The sequence below is a fragment of the Vibrio sp. NH-7 genome, from assembly GCF_053643215.1.
Window position 1 is genome coordinate 798,988 of the sequence record NZ_CM132188.1, and the last position, 20,266, is coordinate 819,253.

Sequence of the window (20,266 nt, forward strand, 5' to 3'; positions counted from 1 at the left end):
GGGCAGCAAAATGACCGAATTAAAAACAAACAAAGTCGTGACGATAACGCTCAACCCAGCCCTTGATCTCACGGGATCTTTGGACACGCTCAATATAGGTGCAGTGAGTCTTGTTGATAACAGTAACTTTCATGCTGCGGGTAAAGGCGTAAATGTTGCCAAAGTCCTTTGTGATTTGGGCGCTGAGGTTACAGTGACCGGATTTTTGGGCAAAGAAAACCCTGAACTGTTCCACCAACTGTTTGCCAACCTCAATGTGTGTGATGAGTTCATTGAGGTTGAAGGCGCAACGCGTATCAACGTTAAGTTGGTTGAATCAAGCGGACGAGTCAGTGACATCAATTTCCCTGGTGTTGCAGTAACCGCTGAAGAAATCGCCCAGTTTGAAGCTACTCTATTTCGCTTAGCAAAAACACACGACTATTTCGTACTTGCAGGTAGCTTACCTCGCGGCGTATCAGAGGAGCAATGCGCGAGTTGGATTGAACAATTGCGAAATCAAGGCAAAAAAGTCTTATTCGATAGCAGTAAGTCGGCATTGCGTGCCGGAATCAACTCGGCACCGTGGCTGATTAAGCCAAACGACGAAGAGTTAAGTGAGCTGACTCAAAACCACCTAACTTCGCCAAGCGAATGCCAAGCCGCGGCGGAAAGCCTAAGCAATAAGGGCATTGAAAACATTGTGGTTTCCATGGGCGCTAAAGGCGTGATGTGGCTCAACCAAGGCGATTGGCTACATGCAGAGCCACCACTTATGCGTGTCGTCAGTACCGTGGGTGCGGGAGATACATTAGTCGCAGGTCTTTGTTGGGGCCACATGCAAAAGATGCCAAAAACGGAATTACTACGCTTCGCCACTGCCCTGTCAGCTATGGCTGTCAGTCAAGTTGGCGTTGGATTAACCAGTCAAGCAGAACTGGAAAACCTCAAGCAACGCACCCAGGTAGCGGAGCTTCACCCTATTACACGCTTAGACAAAAACTAAGGAACAGAAGGTTATTGTTATGAACATTGCAATTATTACGGCTTGCCCTAGCGGGGTTGCCAATAGCATCCTAGCTGCTGGCCTACTTGAACAAGCTGCACAACAGCTAGGATGGACCGCAAACATCGAGTGTCAATCCAGTGTTATAGAGCCAACTTTATTAACCGCAGAACAGATAGAACATGCTGATGCGGTCATCATTGCGGCAAGCACTCCTGTAAACACAGAACGCTTTGTTGGTAAAAAAGTGTATCAGGGAGATATAGCGACTGTTGCTAAGAATCCAGCAGATTTTCTTCAATCAGCTGCCCAACAAGCTCGTACGCTCGAATACGCGACTAAAGTGACAAACTCAGTGGCCAGTGAAAGCAGCGTGAAAAAGGTTGTTGCTATTACTGCTTGCCCAACAGGTGTGGCTCACACCTTTATGGCGGCCGAAGCTCTAGAAGAGGAAGGTAAACGTCGTGGACACCAAATTAAGGTTGAAACACGTGGTTCCGTGGGCGCGAAAAACCAACTGACAGATCAAGAGATCGCAGAAGCGGATTTAGTCATCATTGCTGCCGATATTGAAGTGCCGTTGGATCGCTTCAATGGCAAGCAGATGTACCGCACCAAAACGGGGCCAGCACTTAAGAAAACAGCCGAAGAGATGGATAAGGCTTTTGAACTTGCCACTGTTTATCAGCACTCTGGCAATTCTAATGCGACCCCTAGTGATGAAAAGAAAGGTGCTTACAAACATCTAATGACTGGTGTTTCACATATGCTACCAGTGGTTGTTGCTGGCGGTTTGATCATCGCTCTCTCCTTTGTTTTCGGTATTGAAGCGTTTAAAGAAGAAGGCACACTGGCTGCTGCACTGATGACTATCGGTGGTGGCTCTGCATTTGCGTTGATGATTCCTGTCCTAGCAGGCTTTATCGCCTTCTCTATCGCAGACCGCCCTGGCCTAGCGCCTGGTCTAGTGGGAGGCATGCTTGCTAGCTCTACCGGTGCGGGCTTCCTTGGTGGTATCGCCGCCGGTTTTATCGCGGGTTATGCTGCGAAGTTTCTTGCAGATAAAGTGTCGCTGCCACAATCTATGGAAGCACTTAAACCCATTTTGATCATTCCGTTTGTCGCGACACTGTTTACTGGCTTAGTCATGATCTACATCGTAGGCGGTCCGGTGTCAGGCATTATGAATGGCTTAACTGATTTCCTAAACAACATGGGATCAGACAGCGCTGTTCTACTTGGCATTATCCTTGGCGCGATGATGTGTTTTGACTTAGGTGGTCCAGTGAACAAAGCGGCCTACGCATTTGGTGTTGGTTTGTTAGCTTCTCAAACATACGCGCCTATGGCAGCAATTATGGCAGCGGGTATGGTCCCGGCGCTTGGTATGGGGCTTGCTACCTTTATCGCTAAAAATAAATTTGAGCAGAGTGAACGAGAAGCGGGCAAAGCGTCATTTGTACTTGGCTTGTGTTTCATCTCTGAAGGTGCCATCCCATTTGCTGCAAAAGACCCAATGCGTGTTATTCCAGCATGTATGGCAGGCGGAGCCTTAACTGGTGCCCTATCAATGCTGTTTGGTGCGAAGCTGATGGCACCACACGGCGGTCTGTTTGTTCTCTTGATTCCAAACGCTATTACCCCTGTGTTGATGTATTTGGTCGCGATTGCTGCGGGTACTGCAGTAACTGGCTTTGGTTATGCGTTCTTAAAGTCTCGCGAACAAACAAAACAGGTTCAAGCTCAGGCGTAACCCCCAACGAATATGCTCCTGACCATTACAAGCACCTCAATCGAGGTGCTTTTTCGTTTGTTTGGTTAGGGTGGCGTGTACGTTTTGCTCACTCACGCTATACTCCCTCTAAGGCGCAGGCAGTGTGTCCTATTATGCACGGATGCTCACAGTAATTGATTGATGAATCGTATATTATACATCCCTTATACAACTTTCGGACTATATAATCGGCAATGTTATCTTCTCGCTATAAGTTAGTACTTCAGTTTTTCGTTACTTTTTGCGCACTTGCCATCGTCCCCTCGCTATATTTCTACAGCGAAAGTCAAAAAATCCATGATACCGCAGCAGTCGCCGTTGAGCAGAGTAATCGAAATAAACTCGAATACTCGAAAGCTGAGTTGCAAGTAACTTTAACCAAGATAAATACGTCTTTGCGTTCACTCGCTTCAAATGGTCTATTCAATCAAGCGATCGTTTCACCAACGGAGTCTAACCTCAATGCACTTAAAGAGTTTTGGCTGTTAGTCACTCAAACTCAGGGCGTATATGCGCAACTGCGTTTTCTCGACACCCAAGGTCAAGAGCTGATAAGGATAAACAGCAGTGAGCGAGTGTCTGAAATCGTTAATGAAGAGCGTCTCCAATACAAAGGCGATCGCGATTACTTTCATTACGCGCAAACTCTGCGTCCCGGTGAGCTGGGCGTTTATGGTATCGATTTACAGCAGGAGCATGGTGAATACGTCATGCCTTTGAAACCCGCATATCGGATCATCATTCCGGTCGCGCTTAATGGCGCCGTTCAGGGGTATTTCATTGCCAATTTGGATTTGCCGCGCATTTATAAAGCACTGTCCTACAAAAGAAATAGCGCTAACTTACCGAGCATTCTTGATCAAGATGGTTTCTATTTACTGACCAACACTGGCGACCCTATCTTCGGTAACGTGATTAAAGAGCATCGAGAATCGAATCTGGCCAACCAATACCCTACTATCTGGTCCAAAATAAAAACCACGAATTCTGGGACTGAAAGAGAGGCCGATACTTGGATTTCATACTCAAAAGCCGAGCTCTCTCATGGCAATACCGTAAATAAGGTGATCTTTGTTATTCGTTCGGATGCCAATGCCATGTCAGATATCACCAGAAATGCGGAGATCAACTTAGCGATTCAAGCAACTTTCCTTTTTGTCATTATTTTCTTGATAACCCTTGGTTTCGTCACTTGGAACTACAACCATGAGAAAAACAGCATGGCGAGTAAAATTGCCCGAGCTGCAATGAATGGTATGTCGGCGATGGTCATAACCGACCACAACAACCGCATTATCCAAGTTAATGAAGAATTTACCCGAGTCAGTGGTTATGAACTAGAAGACGTTATCGGCAAACAGCCCTCGACATTTGCATCAGGCAAACACAATCAAGAATTTTATATGGAGATGTGGAAAGAGCTTGAGCTCCATGGAATTTGGGAAGGTGAAGTGGTCAATAAGCGTCGCGATGGTTCAAAAATCACGGAAATTTTACGTATTCAAACGGTCAAAGATAAGCACAATGTGATTCAGTTTTACGTGGCGTCATTTATTGATATTACCCATCGCAAAGAACTGGAAAACCGATTAAGAGAGCTCAGTGAGCGAGACCCGCTGACGGGGCTGTGGAATCGTCGTAAGTTTGATGCTGAGATGTCATCGCTGTCATTAAAAACGAAACGTTATCCAAACAGCGAAACGGCGACACTGGCTCTGCTCGATATTGACCACTTTAAACGCATCAACGACACATACGGGCATGACAAAGGCGATGTGACCATCAAAGAAGTTGCGCGTATCTTAACTAACCATCTGCGAGAGACAGATGTCGTTGCCCGGATCGGCGGTGAAGAATTTGCGATTATCATGCCTCATACCCCACTCAATGAAGCAGAAATCGTGATTAACCGCGTTCGAACTGCGATTCACATTGAAACCTCTCTCAACATCACAATCAGCGGCGGTATAACAGAAATTGGTCCGACGGCAGGCAACAGTTACAAACGTGCCGATATTGCTCTCTACGAATCGAAAACGCTTGGGCGCAATCAAGTTAACATTTTGTCAGTGGTCGAGTCCGACTCCATTGCTTAGTTTTGGTGCACATTAGAAAAATGCTTGCACCAATTTAACTCAGGCTTGTCGTTGCTTTAGTACTTATCTTATTTAAATCATCAGCTTAAAATTTGGCGTGTTTCTTGTACTCATATCCATATGGATCACTTTGCACCGTTATGGAGAACAGAATGCAAGACACGCTCACAATTATCTTAGCTGGAGGAATGGGCTCAAGACTTAGTCCTCTCACCGATCATCGCGCGAAACCTGCGGTACCGTTTGGCGGTAAGTATCGAATCATTGACTTCACATTAACCAATTGTCTGCATTCTGGGCTTCGTCAGATACTTGTCCTCACCCAGTACAAATCGCATTCACTACAAAAACATCTCCGTGACGGTTGGTCTATTTTCAATCCTGAGTTAGGGGAATTTGTCACTGTCGTCCCTCCGCAAATGCGTGGTGGCGGCAAATGGTATGAAGGAACAGCTGACGCCATCTATCACAATTTATGGCTATTAGAGCGCAGCGACGCCAAGCATGTGATTGTGTTATCGGGTGACCATATTTATCGCATGGATTATGCAGAGATGCTCAAAGATCACATTGCCAACGAAGCAAAACTGACCATTGCGTGTATGGATGTGCCCAGAGAAGAAGCGTCTGCGTTTGGCGTTCTATCATGTGATTCAAACCATCAAGTCGACTCATTTATTGAAAAGCCCATTGATCCGCCTTCGATGCCGACCAACGACAGTCGCAGCCTAGTTTCGATGGGCATCTATATTTTTGAGCGCGAGACGCTGCAAGAAGCGCTATTAGAAGATGCTCAGAATGAAGCCTCATCGCACGATTTTGGCAAAGACATCATTCCAACACTTATCGATAAACAGTGCGTTTACGGTTATAACTTCTGCCAAGACAGAGGACGTGTTGCAAAAGACTGTTATTGGCGCGATGTGGGAACAATTGATTCTTTTTATCAAGCGAATATGGATCTATTAGAGCCGATTCCACCGATGAACCTCTATCAATCGAATTGGGGCATTCGCACTTATGAACCTCAATTTCCACCAGCTCGTACAGTCTCTTCGGCTACCGGAAATGAAGGGATTTTCATCAATTCAATGATCGCGAACGGCGTTGTTAACTCAGGCGGCTCGGTACAACATAGCGTTATCTCCTCAAATGTGAAGATCCATGATAGTGCGACCATTGTAGACAGCATTTTGTTTGATGATGTGCAGGTCGGTGAAGGATGCAAACTCGTCAACTGCATCATTGATAAACACGTAAAGATTCCGCCCAATACTGAAATAGGACTCAATCAAGTCGAGGACGCGAAGCGTTTTCATGTTTCTGAATCCGGTGTAGTCGTTGTGCCAGAAAGCTATCAATTCTAGAACAACGAAAACGAAAAAAGCCTTGGTTTACGCCAAGGCTTTCGTTTAGTTAATGTTGGTTATTGTGGACACGGTACCTCGTCCCAGAACCAATTTGATTGAGTTGGAGACTCCCAGCTTCCCGGGCTGTTTTTGGCTACAAAGCACTTACCGTTATAGCTGTAGGTTTCGCCGTTAACCGCTTTGGTTGTACCTGGTTCCCATGCCGTCACTGTGCCCGAGCCAGTGTTGCCGCCGTTATCACCCCCGGTATCGCCACCCGTGTTACCGCCATTACCTGAGCCTAAGTCAGCTAGTGGAAGGTCTGGTTGCTCGAACTTAAAGGCGTAATCCACACCGTTAATATTAACGGTATAGTTTGCAGGACCTGAAATTGGTAAGTAGTAAACCATATCGAGCTCGTAAGTGCCGCCCGCAGGTAGCTCTTTCCATGAAGGTAAGCTAAACGCGACTCTGTGCATTGTTCCATCAAGGCCACCAATATTGTTTGCACGTGTATGACCTGATGCAATAACCGTTAAGCCACCGCCCGACTGATCTTTAGCATTGTCTGGTGCCGATACTGGAATATCAAACTGGAATTCAGTACCACCAGGAATCGCTTGCCCTGTGTTGTTAGTAAACGTCACTTTCGGGTTAATCGGATAATTTTGATCTCCGACTTTAAAGCCACCAACTGATACTGAAATATCAACCGCTTCGGTCGGAATTGCGCCCGTCGCAATCTTATTACCATATGGAGTCGCTGACTTGAACTTGTCGTAGATGGCTTTTGTCATGGTGTTACCCATATGGTATTCACCATTACCGGTCGCACAAGCCTGTTCACTAACATCGACTGACGTGCGCTGGCCATTTGCATCTAGCACGTAACAGTTATAGTCACCTGCCAGCTCCCAGAACATGATGCCGCCGATTTCTTTGTCGATGACATAGTCTGCTTTTACGTTAACTGATGCTTCGTCTTCCGTAGAGAGGAACACAGACTTCTCAGCATTCCAAAGCCAAGGAGCGACAGCAACACTGTCGTAGTTACGTACATATGTGCCAACTAAGCGATCGCTAGGATCATTGACCGGATCAAGTTTGTAAGCATCAGTGTATGTACCCCAAATGCCATGCTCTAGGTTTTTCGCATGCCACATTGGACCTGAACCTGCCCCCATTTCATTTCCTTTAGGGTCAGTGTCGTGCCACATGTTATCGATACCAATTGCGCCGTTACCGCAGTTGTTCTTCTCGCCTTCACCTGTACCTTCAGGACATTGAGATTGATTCGGTAGCGCTGCTCTGCCCCACAAACCATTGGTTCCGCCAGTTACACCTTGCCAACCACGAGTATAATATGGGACACCAATGTTGATACGCCCAGCAGGCATAGAGCCTCTAAAGTAGTGGTAAGCCCAGTCAGTGTTTAGATAACCTATACCTCCGTATGCAGCGGTGTTATATACATTCCACTGCGCCAACTCAGAGTCTTCCCCTGTATCGAACAACGCGGCGTTGTGGCCTACGTGATCATTCCACGCACCGTGCAGGTCATAAGACATGATGTTGACGTAATCCAAGTATTTGGTTACATCAAACGTTTCCATTCCGCGTAGCAGGTAACCAGAAGAAGGTGCAGCAATCGTTAGCATGTAGTGAACGCCGTCTTGAGCCGATGCGGCATCGAGCTTCTCACGAAGTACTTTCATCAGTTCCTGATAAGATGCCCACAAATATGGACGACGAGGTTCCATGAATGCTTTGTCATAAGGGTTGCCCGCGCCAGCCATTGAAGTTGGGTATTCGTAGTCAATATCCAAACCGTCAAACTTGTAAGTACGCATCATCTCTACTGCAGACGCTGCAAACTTTTCAATCCCCGCATGGTTGATCGAGCCATCCGCGTTGGTTGTCATGGTGTAGAATCCGCCATCAGCTACGCGGTTACCATCTGCGCCAAAGTGGCCACCTGTTTCAGCCCATCCACCGATTGAAATGAGTGTCTTAACGCCATAGCGCTCTTTGTAAGTCGCAAGTGCACCGAAGTGGCCTTTAAAGCCTAGTGTTGGGTCAATATCTACCCCTGCCCACTCTTTGCCCGTAGCGGCGTTGTTCGGATCGCTCACATCACCTAGATTAACTTTGCCATCTGGCCCAATACCGACGAAGGCGTAGTTAATATGAGTCAACTGCTCCCAAGGAATATCTTTAACTAGGTAGGCCGCTTGAGGGTCATCCCCCGCACGCCAACTCGTGAAGTAACCAATTACGCGGCGAGGGTGATCAGCGCCCATTTGCTCGCGTCCTTCTTCATCGTAGATCGTACAGTAAGGGACGTTAACGCCTTCAGTTTGATACAAGCCGTCTGGACGACAATTTGCAGCCGTAGGTAAACCAGTTACTTTAAGGGCAACAGCGGTCGAGTTTGTTGATTTGCCAAGGTTATCCGTCGCTTTTGCATAAACGGATAGCGTACCCGCAGCCGTTGTCGTGTAGTCTAGCGTATAAGGCGGTGTTACCGTTGTACCAACTAATTGACCTGCAACGTAGAAATCCACTTTATCCACTGAGCCATCGCTATCTGCTGCGTTCGCTGTCAGAGTGACCACACTACCGACTTCTACGTTAGCGGATGAAAGTGCCACATCAACGGTTGGGGCAAGGTTACCAGGCTGCGAAGCATCCACAGTAATTGCTGTTGTGCTTACGATGCTTGCTTCACCTTGATCATCAAAAGCGGTAGCGCTCACGCTATGGTTGCCCGCCGTTGCCGTCCAATCAACGGTGTATGGTGCACCAGTTGCGTTACCTACGACAACGCCATCGACTTGAAACTCAACACGAGCAACAGAACCATCACTATCACTTGCAGATGCAGCCAGTGCGATCACGGCACCTTCTGAAATGGAATCTGTCGCTAATGGTGCAGTAAGTGAAACAACAGGAGGTTCATTGACAACTACACCGCCGTCACAACTTCCTAGTGATTTCCAGAAACCCCAAGGTCCTGCGGTTTCAGAAGGGTTATTGCCTTGTGTCCAATAGTTCGCTTGGTACGCTTCGTTTACGTGTTGTACTTGGTCGCCGCCATTATAAACTGAAGTGCTATCCCAGTTGGGTAGCGCACTACAATCCACCGCCGCATAGCTATTGAACGCAATCAGGCAAGACGCGCTTAACGTGCTCAATGTGAACACACGTCTACTCGCATTTCCTTTTGACAGGTGCATAAAGTTGTATCCTTAAGTTATTGTTTCAACGTATTAAATTCTCTGCATATCGAGCAGAAACTTAAAACTCTTTCCGAAATAACCATAGATAACACTGCGAAAATCACACCTAGAAAAAGGTTATATTCCCAATTGTCTCGCAAATGGATGTACATTTGTTGCAACGATTTGTTACTTATTTTGCATCAATAACCAAATTTTGATTTATTTTATAAACAAAAAAATAAGCCTCTGAGCTGGCTCGCAAAGAGGCTTATTTATCGAGGAGAGTGACTAGATCTCCTATAGGGGTATGTAGTAATTATCAATGAGATCTGTTAATCCTTTTGATTTACTGCAAGCTATTATGAATAATTCTTATTCATATAAAAACAGCAATTATGTAAAGACATCTTTCCCCTTTTAACTTGCGAGTTTTAAACCTTTTGGTGTTTGGTTAAAATGGCGTTTGTACTCACGTGAAAATTGGGAACTGCTGTTGTAACCCACTAGCCTTGCCGCATCATTGACCTTTTTTCCCTCTAGCTGAATCAACTCTTTTGCTTTGTTTAAGCGTACTTTTTTAATGTACTGAATGGGCGTCTCGAGTGTGACCTCCCTAAAAGCATGATGGAAAGCTGAGGTGCTCATGTTTGCCACTTCTGCCAACGACTGCACAGTTAAGTTTTCCGCGTATTCCTCGTGGACTTTTTCTAACGCCCTCGCCACTCTGGCATAGTGACCATCGTAGCCTGCCAAGTTGAACAGCACATGCCCTTCTGCACTTTGCAACGCCCGATAAACCAACTCTTCTTTGAGGCAGTCACCCAGTATTTTCGATTCATACGGATCGCAAAGTGCGCTCATGACGCGAATACAAGTGTCGAGCATACCTTTGTCCATCGACACAGACTTCAAACCCAAGTTATCGGTTTGTTGGGATTGCGAAGGTCTAAATCCCAGTTTCTCTAACCGTGCAACTTGACGGTGCAGCATCTGCAAATCGATGTCGATGGAAAGTCCGAGAAGTGGCTCTCCATCTGTCGCTAGTGCTTCACACTCTAATGGCATGGGAACGCCGACAACCAGATAATCTTCAGGACCATAAGCAACGGGCTGATTGCCAATATAGATATTCTTGTGCCCCTGCCCTAGCACGATTACGCCAGACTGATAGACAAATGGCTGACGTGCGTTGCCTTTACTACTGCGATAGAACCACACGCCTTCAATGTCAGTGTGATGAATCCCCTCAAGATTGTTCAAATCGTGAAGGTCAACGTAAGTTTGCATCAACGTCGCTAATTTCATTATTCCGCCCTCGTGTAGAACGCCAAGGTAACAGATTTATAGAAATAGGCAATAAATCTAGAGAAATTCACCTATTGCAATGCCATCTTTCACACTAATATGCATAGACAGTCAAAACAAATAAAGATAACTCCTAGACAAGAGGCACTGATATGCAATTTTCTTATGCGAATCCAACACAGATCTTTTTTGGTCAAGGTCAAATCTCTTCAATTACCCAACCTCTTCCAAATGACGCGAAAGTTTTAGTGATTTATGGCGGTGGTTCAATCAAACGCAATGGCGTTTACGACCAAGTGACGAAAACACTTGCTGACTACGAATGGTATGAGTTCTCGGGCGTTGAACCGAACCCGACGAAAGAAACGCTAGATAAAGCGGTCGCAATCGTAAAAGAAAAGAGTATTGATTTCATTCTCGCAGTCGGTGGTGGCTCCGTTATTGATGGCTCTAAGTACGTTGCGGCAGCGTCTCACTATGATGGTGACGGCTGGGATATCTTAACTGGCCAATATCAAGTATCGAGTGCAGTTTCATTGGGCGCTATCCTGACGTTGCCAGCGACAGGTTCTGAGTCGAATATGGGCGCTGTCATCACCAAAGCGGAAACACACACGAAACTTGCCTTCCTGTCACCGTTTGTACAGCCAAAGTTTGCGGTGTTGGATCCGGATGTGATGAAAACGCTGCCAGAAAAACAGCTCTTAAACGGCATTGTCGACGCGTGGGTCCACGTTTGTGAGCAATACCTGACAAGTCAACATGGTGCGATGGTTCAAGATGGCTACGCAGAAACGTTATTGAAAACGCTCAAGTCACTGGGTGATTCATTTGATCAACGTGACAATGACCAATGGCGTGCAAATCTAATGTGGTCAGCGAACCAAGCGCTAAACGGCCTGATTGGTTCTGGTGTACCTCAAGATTGGGCGACGCACATGATCGGCCACGAAATGACAGCGCTGTGGGGCGTTGACCATGCGCGTTCATTGGCGATTGTTCAACCTTCTCTACTAAGACATCAAATTGAAGCAAAACGCGCCAAACTAGAGCAAATGGGAATCAATGTTTTTGGTTTGCAGCACAGCGAAGATCTTGCCGAGAAAACCATTGACGCGATTGAGCAATTCTACGCATCAATGAACGTGGATACGCAGTTTAGTGATTATGAGTCCACCAAAGCTCAAGCTGTTGACGCTGTTGTTACTCAATTATCTGAACATGGCATGACCAAACTTGGCGAGCACCAGCAGATTGGCCTAGAAGAAAGTCGACAAATCTTAGAGCAAGCTATTGCTTAGAGCGGTCACTCCACTTACCCTAAAAGCAGCATCAATATGCTGCTTTTCTTTTTTGAGTTGGTCTTATGTGGTTTGTGATTGTCAGTTTATGTGTGATACACATTTGGAGTATTGAGCACAAAAATCGTTGGCTGTTTTACGTTTCGAAGGCAATGCCCGTTGTTTTAATGTCAGCGCTAGCCTATCAAAGTAGTGATTCCTACTCAGATTACTCATTTCTTATTGCCTTAGGTCTGCTCGTTAGCGCAATTGGCGACTTGTTCCTAATGCACCCCAAAGACAAGTTTTTGCCCGGCTTAGTGAGCTTTTTTGTCGCGCACCTTGTGTATGGTTACGCGTTTTTTAGCCAAGCAGATGAGCATTTCACACATTGGGTGCCAGCGATTCTGTTTAGCCTTGGTTTAATTATCTACCTGCTGTTATTGCCAACCCTTGATAGGATGCGAGCCCCGGTCGCTGTCTACTCGGTTGCCATTCTTTTGATGGCTTGGGGCGCCATTGAAGTGTGGATTGATGTGCGTAACCCGTTTGCAGGATACGCCGCGATGGGCGCGTTAGTGTTTATTGTCTCTGATGTGGTGCTGGCGGTTGATAGATTTCGAAGCAGCTCGGCGTTTTCTCGTCACGTAATCATGGTGACCTACTATACGGCTCAGATATTACTCACGCTGTCAGCTCTGGCAGAAAGCTATCGATAATCCCTACACCTCATAGCGATAAATAAGGTCATCGTATTCAATGCCGCCGATAGTATAGGCGTTTGGCTCCCGTTCTTTAAGTTGAAAACCTACTTTCTCAAGTACTTTGCAAGAAGCAATATTGCCATCTGTCACGATCGCATTGAAGGTTTCTATCGGGAAATGCTGTTTCGCGTATTTCACTAAAGCCAATAAAGATTCCGTACCCATACCTTTCCCATGAAACTCAGGCAGAAGCAGGTATCCAACTTCAACGCATTCAGTTTTGGTCTCTGAGTGACATAGCCCAGTCACTCCAACGGTATTACCCGATGCTTTGTCTTTAATCACCAAACAAAGCCAATGCTGGCTACCCCAACGCCATAAAGGGAGTCTGCTGTTAAAACGCGCGCGGATTTCCTCTTTTGACGGCTTATCAAATGCGTACTTAATCACCTCTTCATCTTGGTGTAGGCGCTCAAACAAACCCCAATCAGACTCCTGAATTGAGCGCATTATGAGATTAGACGATTCAATGAGTAGCATGAGGTTTCCTTAATTAATTAGCGATTCTAGTGCCTGTCTCGACTGCTGCGTGAGCTCTTCCAAGCGGACGCGATTTTCAAGATAGCAAGTTAGTGGTTGATTGTCTTTCTCTATAGATTGGCAAAGCTCAAACAATGCAATGAGTCCTAAACTGCCCGCAGACCCCTTCAGCTTATGAGCCAATTGTTTTACCTGATACTCATCGTTAAGGTCGGCTGCTGTGCGAATAGCTTGCAAAATCTCGTCGCTACCAACGGCAAAAAGGTCGACAATCTCTGCCATCTTGGTTTCACCCAACACCGCTAAATCTGACTCAAACACCTTACGTTCAATGATGGTTGTGCTCGTCACGTTTTTCTCCTGGTCTTTTTTGTCTTGGGGAAGAATTAACGACTTACCCTCAAGACAATTCTGGATCAGTGCACACAACTCATCTTTATCGAGAGGTTTTGGCAAATAACCATCAAACCCCGCGGCAAGATAGCTTTCTACTTCCTCATTGAATACGTGTGCTGACACCGCAACCATTGGCGTCGATGTATCGTCAAGTACTCGCAACTCATTCATCAACTCGACGCCGTTGCAATCAGGCAAATTAATATCGAGCAAGACAATATCGTACTGTTGCTGCTCGAAACACTGTTTCGCTGATTTCCCATCGATTGCTGTTTCAACTTCGTGACCAAGGCTTGCCAAGAAGCCTTCCGCCACTAGACAGTTCACAGGGTTATCTTCTACAAGTAGCACTTTAGCGATAAGGTCGCAATGAGTCGTTGCGTCAATGGCTTCGACTTCGTTGCCCACTTCCAAAGGGATACTAAACCAAAAACGGCTGCCTTTCCCCAAATCAGAATCGACTTGCAACTCTCCGCCCATCGCTTCGACTATCTTTTTGCTGATGGCCAAACCGAGCCCTGTTCCGCCTTTAGATGACAAGCCACCCGAAGCTTGCGTAAACGCATCAAACAAGTTTTTTTGCTCTTTAGGGGAAATACCAATCCCTGAATCTGAAACTTCAAATAAAACGTGCCCTGCACGCTCTGGATCATGGGCGACGTATATATCGACATGACCCGAATCTGTGAATTTAATGGCATTGCCAACCAAATTATTGAGCACCTGACTGATACGAGTCACATCCCCTTTCCAAAACGTCGTGACGTCAGATTCGATCAATGCGCTCAATTCGAGTTGTTTTTCTGCTGCTCGCCCACTGAGCAATTGTTCAACGTCTTCCACCATCGCTTTGAGGTTAAAGTCCTTGGTTCGAATTTCTAAATGTCCCGCTTCGATTTTCGAGTAGTCGAGAACATCGTTCAAAATGGCTAACAAAGTGGAACCGCTACGGTTGATGACGTCGACATAACGGCTTTGCTGGCTGTTTAGCCCTTCGTCTTTAAGTAACCGTGCCGTGCCAAGTACCCCATTCATCGGAGTCCGAATTTCGTGACTCATGGTCGCAAGAAATGCCGATTTTGCTCGGCTTGCTTGTTCTGCCTGAAGCCGTGCTTGAGCGTGATTGAGCACCTCTTCATTGAGTCGAGCATTGGCTTTTTGTAACTGATGGGTACGCTCTGTGACAAGCTCTTCGAGGTGCTCTTTGTGCTCTTCTAACTCGCGCTTGGCTTTTACTTCACTCTCGGCGACGACTTTCAACGCTTGAGCGGTGTTTCTGGCGGTAATGATCGCTTGCCCCATATGAGCGAGCTCGTCATTTCCCTTCACCGTAACGTCGACTTTGAGTTGCCCTTGTGCGATAGAAGAGAGGGCTGATGAGTATTCCGCTAAACGTTTCACTACCTGAACATACACCACTCGCCAGACGATCAGCACCACAATCAGCATGCCCAACACTGTAATAATAGTCAGTGTAAGTTGTGCATAGTCGAGAGTGGTTTTTAATTCATCGACGGCTCTTGTGGTCGCAACGTTGGATTCATCAACCAAACGGCTTACCGTTGCGTTAAGCTCAGAAAACTGATTTAAAGTATCTTGCATTAGCTGTTGAGCGGCTTTTTCGTTGCTGTTGCGCTGCTGTAGCACATCAAACACAACTTCACGCTGCTCTAATTTGCTCAGTAGATCCGACATTTGAATAGAACGAGTCGGATCCTCTACCGCTCTGACGCGTCGTTTCATGATCTGTAGGTTGTTGGTAAATTCTTCTCGAATCGTGTGAATACGCGCTAAATCAGAAATTGTGCGAACTTCTTCAATATGATTCAGCATCTTAAACGCCAACAGATGAAGCTCATGCAGACGTTCTGCCAAATCTAAATCGACTTCAACTAAAGTATCTAACGCTTTATAAGCGGTATCGATTTGTTGCTGCTCTAATAGGTCATAGATGTGAGTAACGTTGGCAACTGCGATGGTTGACGTATTCGCGACTTGAGTACGAGTCAGTTGTTCGAGTTCTGATGCAAGTTGACGAAGCTCTTCCGTTCGGACGAGCAGATCGTCTGCAATAAACAGACGCTTTTCCACCACAATGCCCAGTTGGGCAAGTGTATCAATAACATGTTGAACGTCGCTTTCGAGTTTGGTGAGTAATTTGGAATCAAAAGAGTCAGACCCGAGCTGTTTGATGTGGCTTAATAGCGTTTCCAGTTGCGAAAACAACTCTTTTCCCGATGCTTGCCTTTGCTGCTCTGTCTTTGCATTGGCTAGCCCTTGCACTGACGAGATAATGCGTGAGCTCAACTCCGAAACCTGCCGAGCTTCAAGCATTGAAGGAATGGCAGTATTGACGACGTTCCGTTCTGTTTTCGCGACTGAGCTAAAGCCAAACACGCCGATCAACGCTGATATCAGAACCAGCAATGCCATAGCCAAAAACGCAAACAGCAGCTTACGTCCGATACTGGCCTTTGCTAATAACATCGAGATACTTCACTTTTTAAGTCTGATAGAATGCGCTATATTCTGCAGTGTTTAACCTCCATTTTCCAATGAAATGCACTATGTCTTTGATCTCCTCCGTGACTAAGCTCCTTTTACCAACCGGTCTGTTGATCGGCGGTTTATTTAGCGTTGGCGCTCAAGCGGAAGATCAGCTAAAAATCTGCGCAATCTACCCTCACCTTAAAGATTCTTATTGGTTGTCTGTTAATTACGGGATGGTCGATGAATCACGAATCAACAATGTCGATTTGCGTGTCCTTGAGGCGGGCGGATATTTAAACTTGGAGAAACAAAAAGAACATTTGCAACTGTGCGTACGCTGGGATGCGGATGCCATTATTCTAGGAACGGTTGCGCCGGACCTATACTATGACTCTTTGCGCCAATACACTGGCTCAATTCCGGTTTTTGCTACCGTAAACCAGTTAGTACTCGACGATTTTAATCGTACTGTGCTAAAAGGTGAGGTCGGTGTTGATTGGTATTGGATGGGGTTTTACACGGGCGAATACCTCAGTCAAAAGCACCCGAAGGGTTCAGGAGAAACAAACATCGTTTTGCTTCCCGGCCCTAAATCTAGCGGTGGTACCAAGCCAGTTATCAGAGGTTTTTACTCAGCGATTAAGGACAGCGATTTGCAGATCGTGGATACGCTATGGGCAGATAACGACAAAGAGTTACAGCGTAACCTAGTGCAGCAAGCGATAGAGCACGACGACCTCGACTATATTGTTGGCAGTGCGGTGGCGATCGAGGCTGCCATCAGTGAACTACGTAGCGTAAACAAGTCGGATCAAGTTGGTTTGGTCTCGACTTATTTAAGTCATGGTGTTTACCGTGGTTTGCTGCGATCACGCGTCGAGTTCGCTCCAACCGATAAAATGGTTGAGCAAGGACGGCTTTCCGTCCGTCAGGCGATTGCTTATCTCAATGGCGAACCATACAAGCACAACGAAGCGCCAATCATTGAAGCATTAACACCAAACAAACTTAATCGCCAGGTGATTGCACAGTCGCTGTCACCTTCTGAATATCGCCCTACATTTTATGTCTATAACGAGAACAATTAGGAAGTCTGAATGGAAAAGACAATTCGTACCATCCCTGCACACAAACATGTCGCTCTGGTTGCCCATGACAACTGCAAGCCGGAACTATTGCGCTGGGTTAACGAAAACAAAGAAAAGTTACAACGCCACTTTTTGTACGCGACCGGCACGACTGGCTCTATGTTAAGCAAAGAAACGGGCTTAGCTATTAAATCGATGATTAGCGGCCCAATGGGCGGTGACCAACAACTCGGTGCGCTAATCTCCGAAGGGAAAATCGACGTGCTGATTTTCTTCTGGGATCCACTAAACGCTGTTCCTCACGATCCAGATGTAAAAGCCCTACTTCGTATCGCCAGCGTGTGGAACATCCCCGTTGCGACAAACAGAGCTTCGGCGAAGTTCTTGTTTTCCTCTGAGCTGATGGAAAAAGAAGTCGATATCGAAGTGCCAGATTACGAAGCCTACCTAGCAAAACGCACTTAATACCAAACGCCTGCTCACAGCAGGCATTTTTCATTCGCTATTTGGAGTCGCACTCTCTTAGAACTGGCTGCTCGCTCGGTTTATGACCACGCTGAGTAACCAAATAGACCGCAAACGCTGCTAGTATAAATCCAAGTATTCCCATCGCATCCAACGACTCACCAAACATCAACCAAGCTTGAATTGCGGTCACTGGTGGCACTAGGTAGAAAACCGATGCAACACTCGACGCCGCGCCATGTTTTACCATATATAAGAGCAGCAACACGGCGGCACAAGACAAGACTATAACTAGCCACCCGAGTGTCAGTACAAATTCAACGTCCCATTGAACCGTCATGGTTTCGAACATCAGGGCATAAGGCAAAAATAGAAGCAACGCGGCAAAGTACTGAACCAGCGCACTCCCCACCATATCAAGGTCATGACAGTACCGTTTCTGATATAACGTACCCAATGTGATGCCAATTAAAGCAAATACACATACCCCAACCGCTAGAACTTTATCTGTGTCAGATTGCCACTCCATTTTGCCGAGTAAGACCAGTGTAATTCCAAGAAACCCGAGCGCCAATCCAAACCACTGAGCTTTTGAAAAGTGTTGATTGGCAAAGCTAACTAACAATACAGCCGTCACGATAGGTTGTGTACCAACGAGCAAAGAACACAAACCTGAAGGCATTCCGAGCCCTATAGCCACATAACTCCCTCCTAGGTAGAAACCGTGGATCAGCACGCCAACAACGAAAGCATGCCAAAAACCAGCCCCTGTTGGCACGCGGCGGCGGAGAAAAATAACAATCAAGGTAAATAGCGCCACATTGGCGAGCATTCTTATCGTAAGCAACGTCGCCGGTTCTGCATATTGCAGCCCTAACCGAGCGCCGACAAATCCTGAAGCCCACAACACAACGAATACAAAGGGAACCATCCTGATAAACATAAACTCACACCAACATTGTTTTTTATTGACTGAAGTTGCTAATGTAATGGGTACACATTCTTTTAATAGTGACAGTTTGGTTGAGTTTTATGGGTACAGATTTATACGGAGCGAAGCAAAGCAAATATCAGAGTGTTATTGACTATCTGCGAAATGCCATCGAATCAGGCGTATTCCAAAGTGGAGACAAGCTCCCTTCGATCAGGCAGCTTAGTGAACGACTGTCTGTGAGCAAAAACACTGTGATACGTGCCTATCAAGAGCTTGAAGCGATTGGCGTCCTTGAGGCTGTCTCTAAGTCGGGCTACCGAGTGCTCGCATCAATAGAAGAGAAGATAGAAACAGTCGCGCCGTCTGAGGTCGATTTGTTGGGTGTATGCAAAGAAATTCTATCGTATCCTGATTACAAGGAGCTATTGCCAACAGGCTCCGCTCACCCCTGTATTGATGCGCCCGCTATTCGGTCTCTATATGCTGAAATTGGCAGACAGAGTCGTCAACAAGCAAACATTCTCAGCCATTATCAGCTTCCTCCCGGTGAACCATTGCTCGTAAAACAACTTGCCAAGTTAACTCAGGAACTAGGTACACCCGCGCCAATCAGCGAGTTGCTAGTCACCCATGGTGCACAACAAGCGATCAGTTTAGCGTTACGAGCAACGACTCAACCCGGAGATATCATCGCCGTTGAATCCCCTTGCTACTTCGGCACTTTATTGCTCCTTGAGTCTCTGGGCTTGCAAGCGGTTGAGATTCCGAGTTGCCCACGTGATGGCATTAAAATTAACGCATTGAAAGAGGCCATTGCCCGTTGGGACATTCGAGCCATTATTGTGACACCCAATTTTGCTAATCCCACCGGCTCCTTAATGCCTCTCAATGCGCGACGTGACATACTTACGACCCCTTCTACGATTCCAATCATTGAAGATGACGTGTTTGGCTGTTTGAGCTACCAACCTCAGTTGCCCAGCATTCGCTCACTAGACACAGAGCAACGTGTCATCTACGTGAATTCGTTGTCCAAAAACCTAGATTCACGACTGAGAATTGGTTGGATGCTCGCTGGTCAATATCGACAAACGATCGAAAAACTCTTGCTTTGCGACAACATGGGGAGCTTAAATTTGATGCAGTCTGCCGTCGGAACGTTTCTAAGTTCGGGAAAGTACAAAGCGCACCTCACAAGGATGACTCGCCTTTATCAGAGTAATGTTAAGCAGTTTTTGAATGAGTTCCATCAAAGCGCGAGTCAATATCCAAAACTGAAAGGCCGTTATCGAGTCGTTCCTGTTTCTGGTTCATTTCTCTTATGGATTCAGCTACCTGAGCAAACTGATTGCTTTGCTTTATATCGAGATTGCAAAGCCAATAAAGTGAGTATTTTGCCTGGCTCAGTATTTGGTACTTCGGGGCAATACCAGCACTACTTTCGTATTAGTGTTGCCAACCTTAGTTTATACCGGAACTGGAAAGAGGGTGTTGAATTGTTGGTCAAGTTAGTAGCACAGCATGTTGAAGCTTAATAATGAAATTGCTATTGATTCGATTTATAGGATTTTACCGTTTAATAGTGAATTGCTTCCCATTATTTGGACAAACCACTACCCGTCAGAAATACCAAACGGTA

General features: G+C 46.2%; 14 protein-coding genes. 9 read left to right on the forward strand and 5 right to left on the reverse strand.

Annotated features, from left to right (window positions below):
* Nucleotides 1-10: 10 nt before the first annotated feature.
* From pfkB to glgC, 4 genes are all read left to right on the forward strand, one after another.
* Entirely contained in the window at nucleotides 11-985 is a 975-nt protein-coding gene (gene pfkB / locus ACUALS_RS17830) for a 1-phosphofructokinase (protein WP_454449269.1), read from the forward strand.
* A gap of 19 nt (nucleotides 986-1,004) precedes the next feature.
* Nucleotides 1,005-2,738 (forward strand): PTS fructose transporter subunit IIBC, encoded by a 1,734-nt coding sequence (gene fruA, locus ACUALS_RS17835; RefSeq protein ID WP_454449270.1) that lies wholly within the window; start codon nucleotides 1,005-1,007, stop codon nucleotides 2,736-2,738.
* 215 nt (nucleotides 2,739-2,953) lie between these two features.
* The gene (locus ACUALS_RS17840; protein ID WP_454449271.1) at nucleotides 2,954-4,855 is read left to right on the forward strand and encodes a sensor domain-containing diguanylate cyclase; all 1,902 of its coding nucleotides are present in this window, start codon (nucleotides 2,954-2,956) and stop codon (nucleotides 4,853-4,855) included.
* 140 nt (nucleotides 4,856-4,995) lie between these two features.
* The gene (gene glgC / locus ACUALS_RS17845) at nucleotides 4,996-6,222 is read left to right on the forward strand and encodes a glucose-1-phosphate adenylyltransferase (protein WP_454449272.1); all 1,227 of its coding nucleotides are present in this window, start codon (nucleotides 4,996-4,998) and stop codon (nucleotides 6,220-6,222) included.
* A gap of 59 nt (nucleotides 6,223-6,281) precedes the next feature.
* On the opposite strand, the gene ACUALS_RS17850 is transcribed toward glgC, so the two are convergent.
* Both ACUALS_RS17850 and ACUALS_RS17855 read right to left on the reverse strand, forming a co-directional pair.
* Nucleotides 6,282-9,440, reverse strand: coding sequence for a chitinase C-terminal domain-containing protein (locus tag ACUALS_RS17850; RefSeq protein ID WP_454449273.1), 3,159 nt, complete (start codon nucleotides 9,438-9,440; stop codon nucleotides 6,282-6,284).
* A gap of 402 nt (nucleotides 9,441-9,842) precedes the next feature.
* Nucleotides 9,843-10,730, reverse strand: a complete 888-nt coding sequence (locus ACUALS_RS17855) for an AraC family transcriptional regulator (protein WP_039480509.1) — start codon at nucleotides 10,728-10,730, stop codon at nucleotides 9,843-9,845.
* A 152-nt stretch (nucleotides 10,731-10,882) separates the two neighbouring features.
* Between ACUALS_RS17855 and ACUALS_RS17860 the strand changes: the two genes are divergently transcribed.
* Both ACUALS_RS17860 and ACUALS_RS17865 read left to right on the forward strand, forming a co-directional pair.
* Nucleotides 10,883-12,031 carry an iron-containing alcohol dehydrogenase gene (locus ACUALS_RS17860; protein ID WP_454449274.1) on the forward strand — a complete coding sequence of 383 codons (1,149 nt, stop codon included), beginning with the start codon at nucleotides 10,883-10,885 and terminating at the stop codon, nucleotides 12,029-12,031.
* Between the two features lie 65 nt (nucleotides 12,032-12,096).
* Complete coding sequence (locus ACUALS_RS17865; protein ID WP_038187214.1) at nucleotides 12,097-12,729, forward strand: lysoplasmalogenase; 633 nt, start codon at nucleotides 12,097-12,099, stop codon at nucleotides 12,727-12,729.
* Nucleotides 12,730-12,732: 3 nt separating this feature from the next.
* On the opposite strand, the gene ACUALS_RS17870 is transcribed toward ACUALS_RS17865, so the two are convergent.
* A complete protein-coding gene (locus ACUALS_RS17870; RefSeq protein ID WP_454449275.1) occupies nucleotides 12,733-13,254 on the reverse strand; it encodes a GNAT family N-acetyltransferase in 522 nt (173 codons plus the stop codon).
* Between the two features lie 9 nt (nucleotides 13,255-13,263).
* A complete protein-coding gene (torS, locus tag ACUALS_RS17875) occupies nucleotides 13,264-16,137 on the reverse strand; it encodes a TMAO reductase system sensor histidine kinase/response regulator TorS (RefSeq protein WP_454449276.1) in 2,874 nt (957 codons plus the stop codon).
* 80 nt (nucleotides 16,138-16,217) lie between these two features.
* On the opposite strand from torS, the gene torT reads away from it, so the two are divergent.
* On the forward strand, nucleotides 16,218-17,228 hold the full coding sequence (gene torT, locus ACUALS_RS17880; RefSeq protein WP_454449277.1) for a TMAO reductase system periplasmic protein TorT: 1,011 nt from the start codon (nucleotides 16,218-16,220) through the stop codon (nucleotides 17,226-17,228).
* Between the two features lie 9 nt (nucleotides 17,229-17,237).
* Nucleotides 17,238-17,693 (forward strand): methylglyoxal synthase, encoded by a 456-nt coding sequence (locus tag ACUALS_RS17885; RefSeq protein WP_005471369.1) that lies wholly within the window; start codon nucleotides 17,238-17,240, stop codon nucleotides 17,691-17,693.
* Nucleotides 17,694-17,730: 37 nt separating this feature from the next.
* Here the strand turns inward: ACUALS_RS17885 and ACUALS_RS17890 are convergent, their stop codons facing one another.
* Nucleotides 17,731-18,636 (reverse strand): DMT family transporter, encoded by a 906-nt coding sequence (locus ACUALS_RS17890; protein WP_043886805.1) that lies wholly within the window; start codon nucleotides 18,634-18,636, stop codon nucleotides 17,731-17,733.
* A gap of 89 nt (nucleotides 18,637-18,725) precedes the next feature.
* On the opposite strand from ACUALS_RS17890, the gene ACUALS_RS17895 reads away from it, so the two are divergent.
* A complete protein-coding gene (locus ACUALS_RS17895; RefSeq protein ID WP_005471246.1) occupies nucleotides 18,726-20,162 on the forward strand; it encodes an aminotransferase-like domain-containing protein in 1,437 nt (478 codons plus the stop codon).
* Nucleotides 20,163-20,266 lie beyond the last annotated feature (104 nt).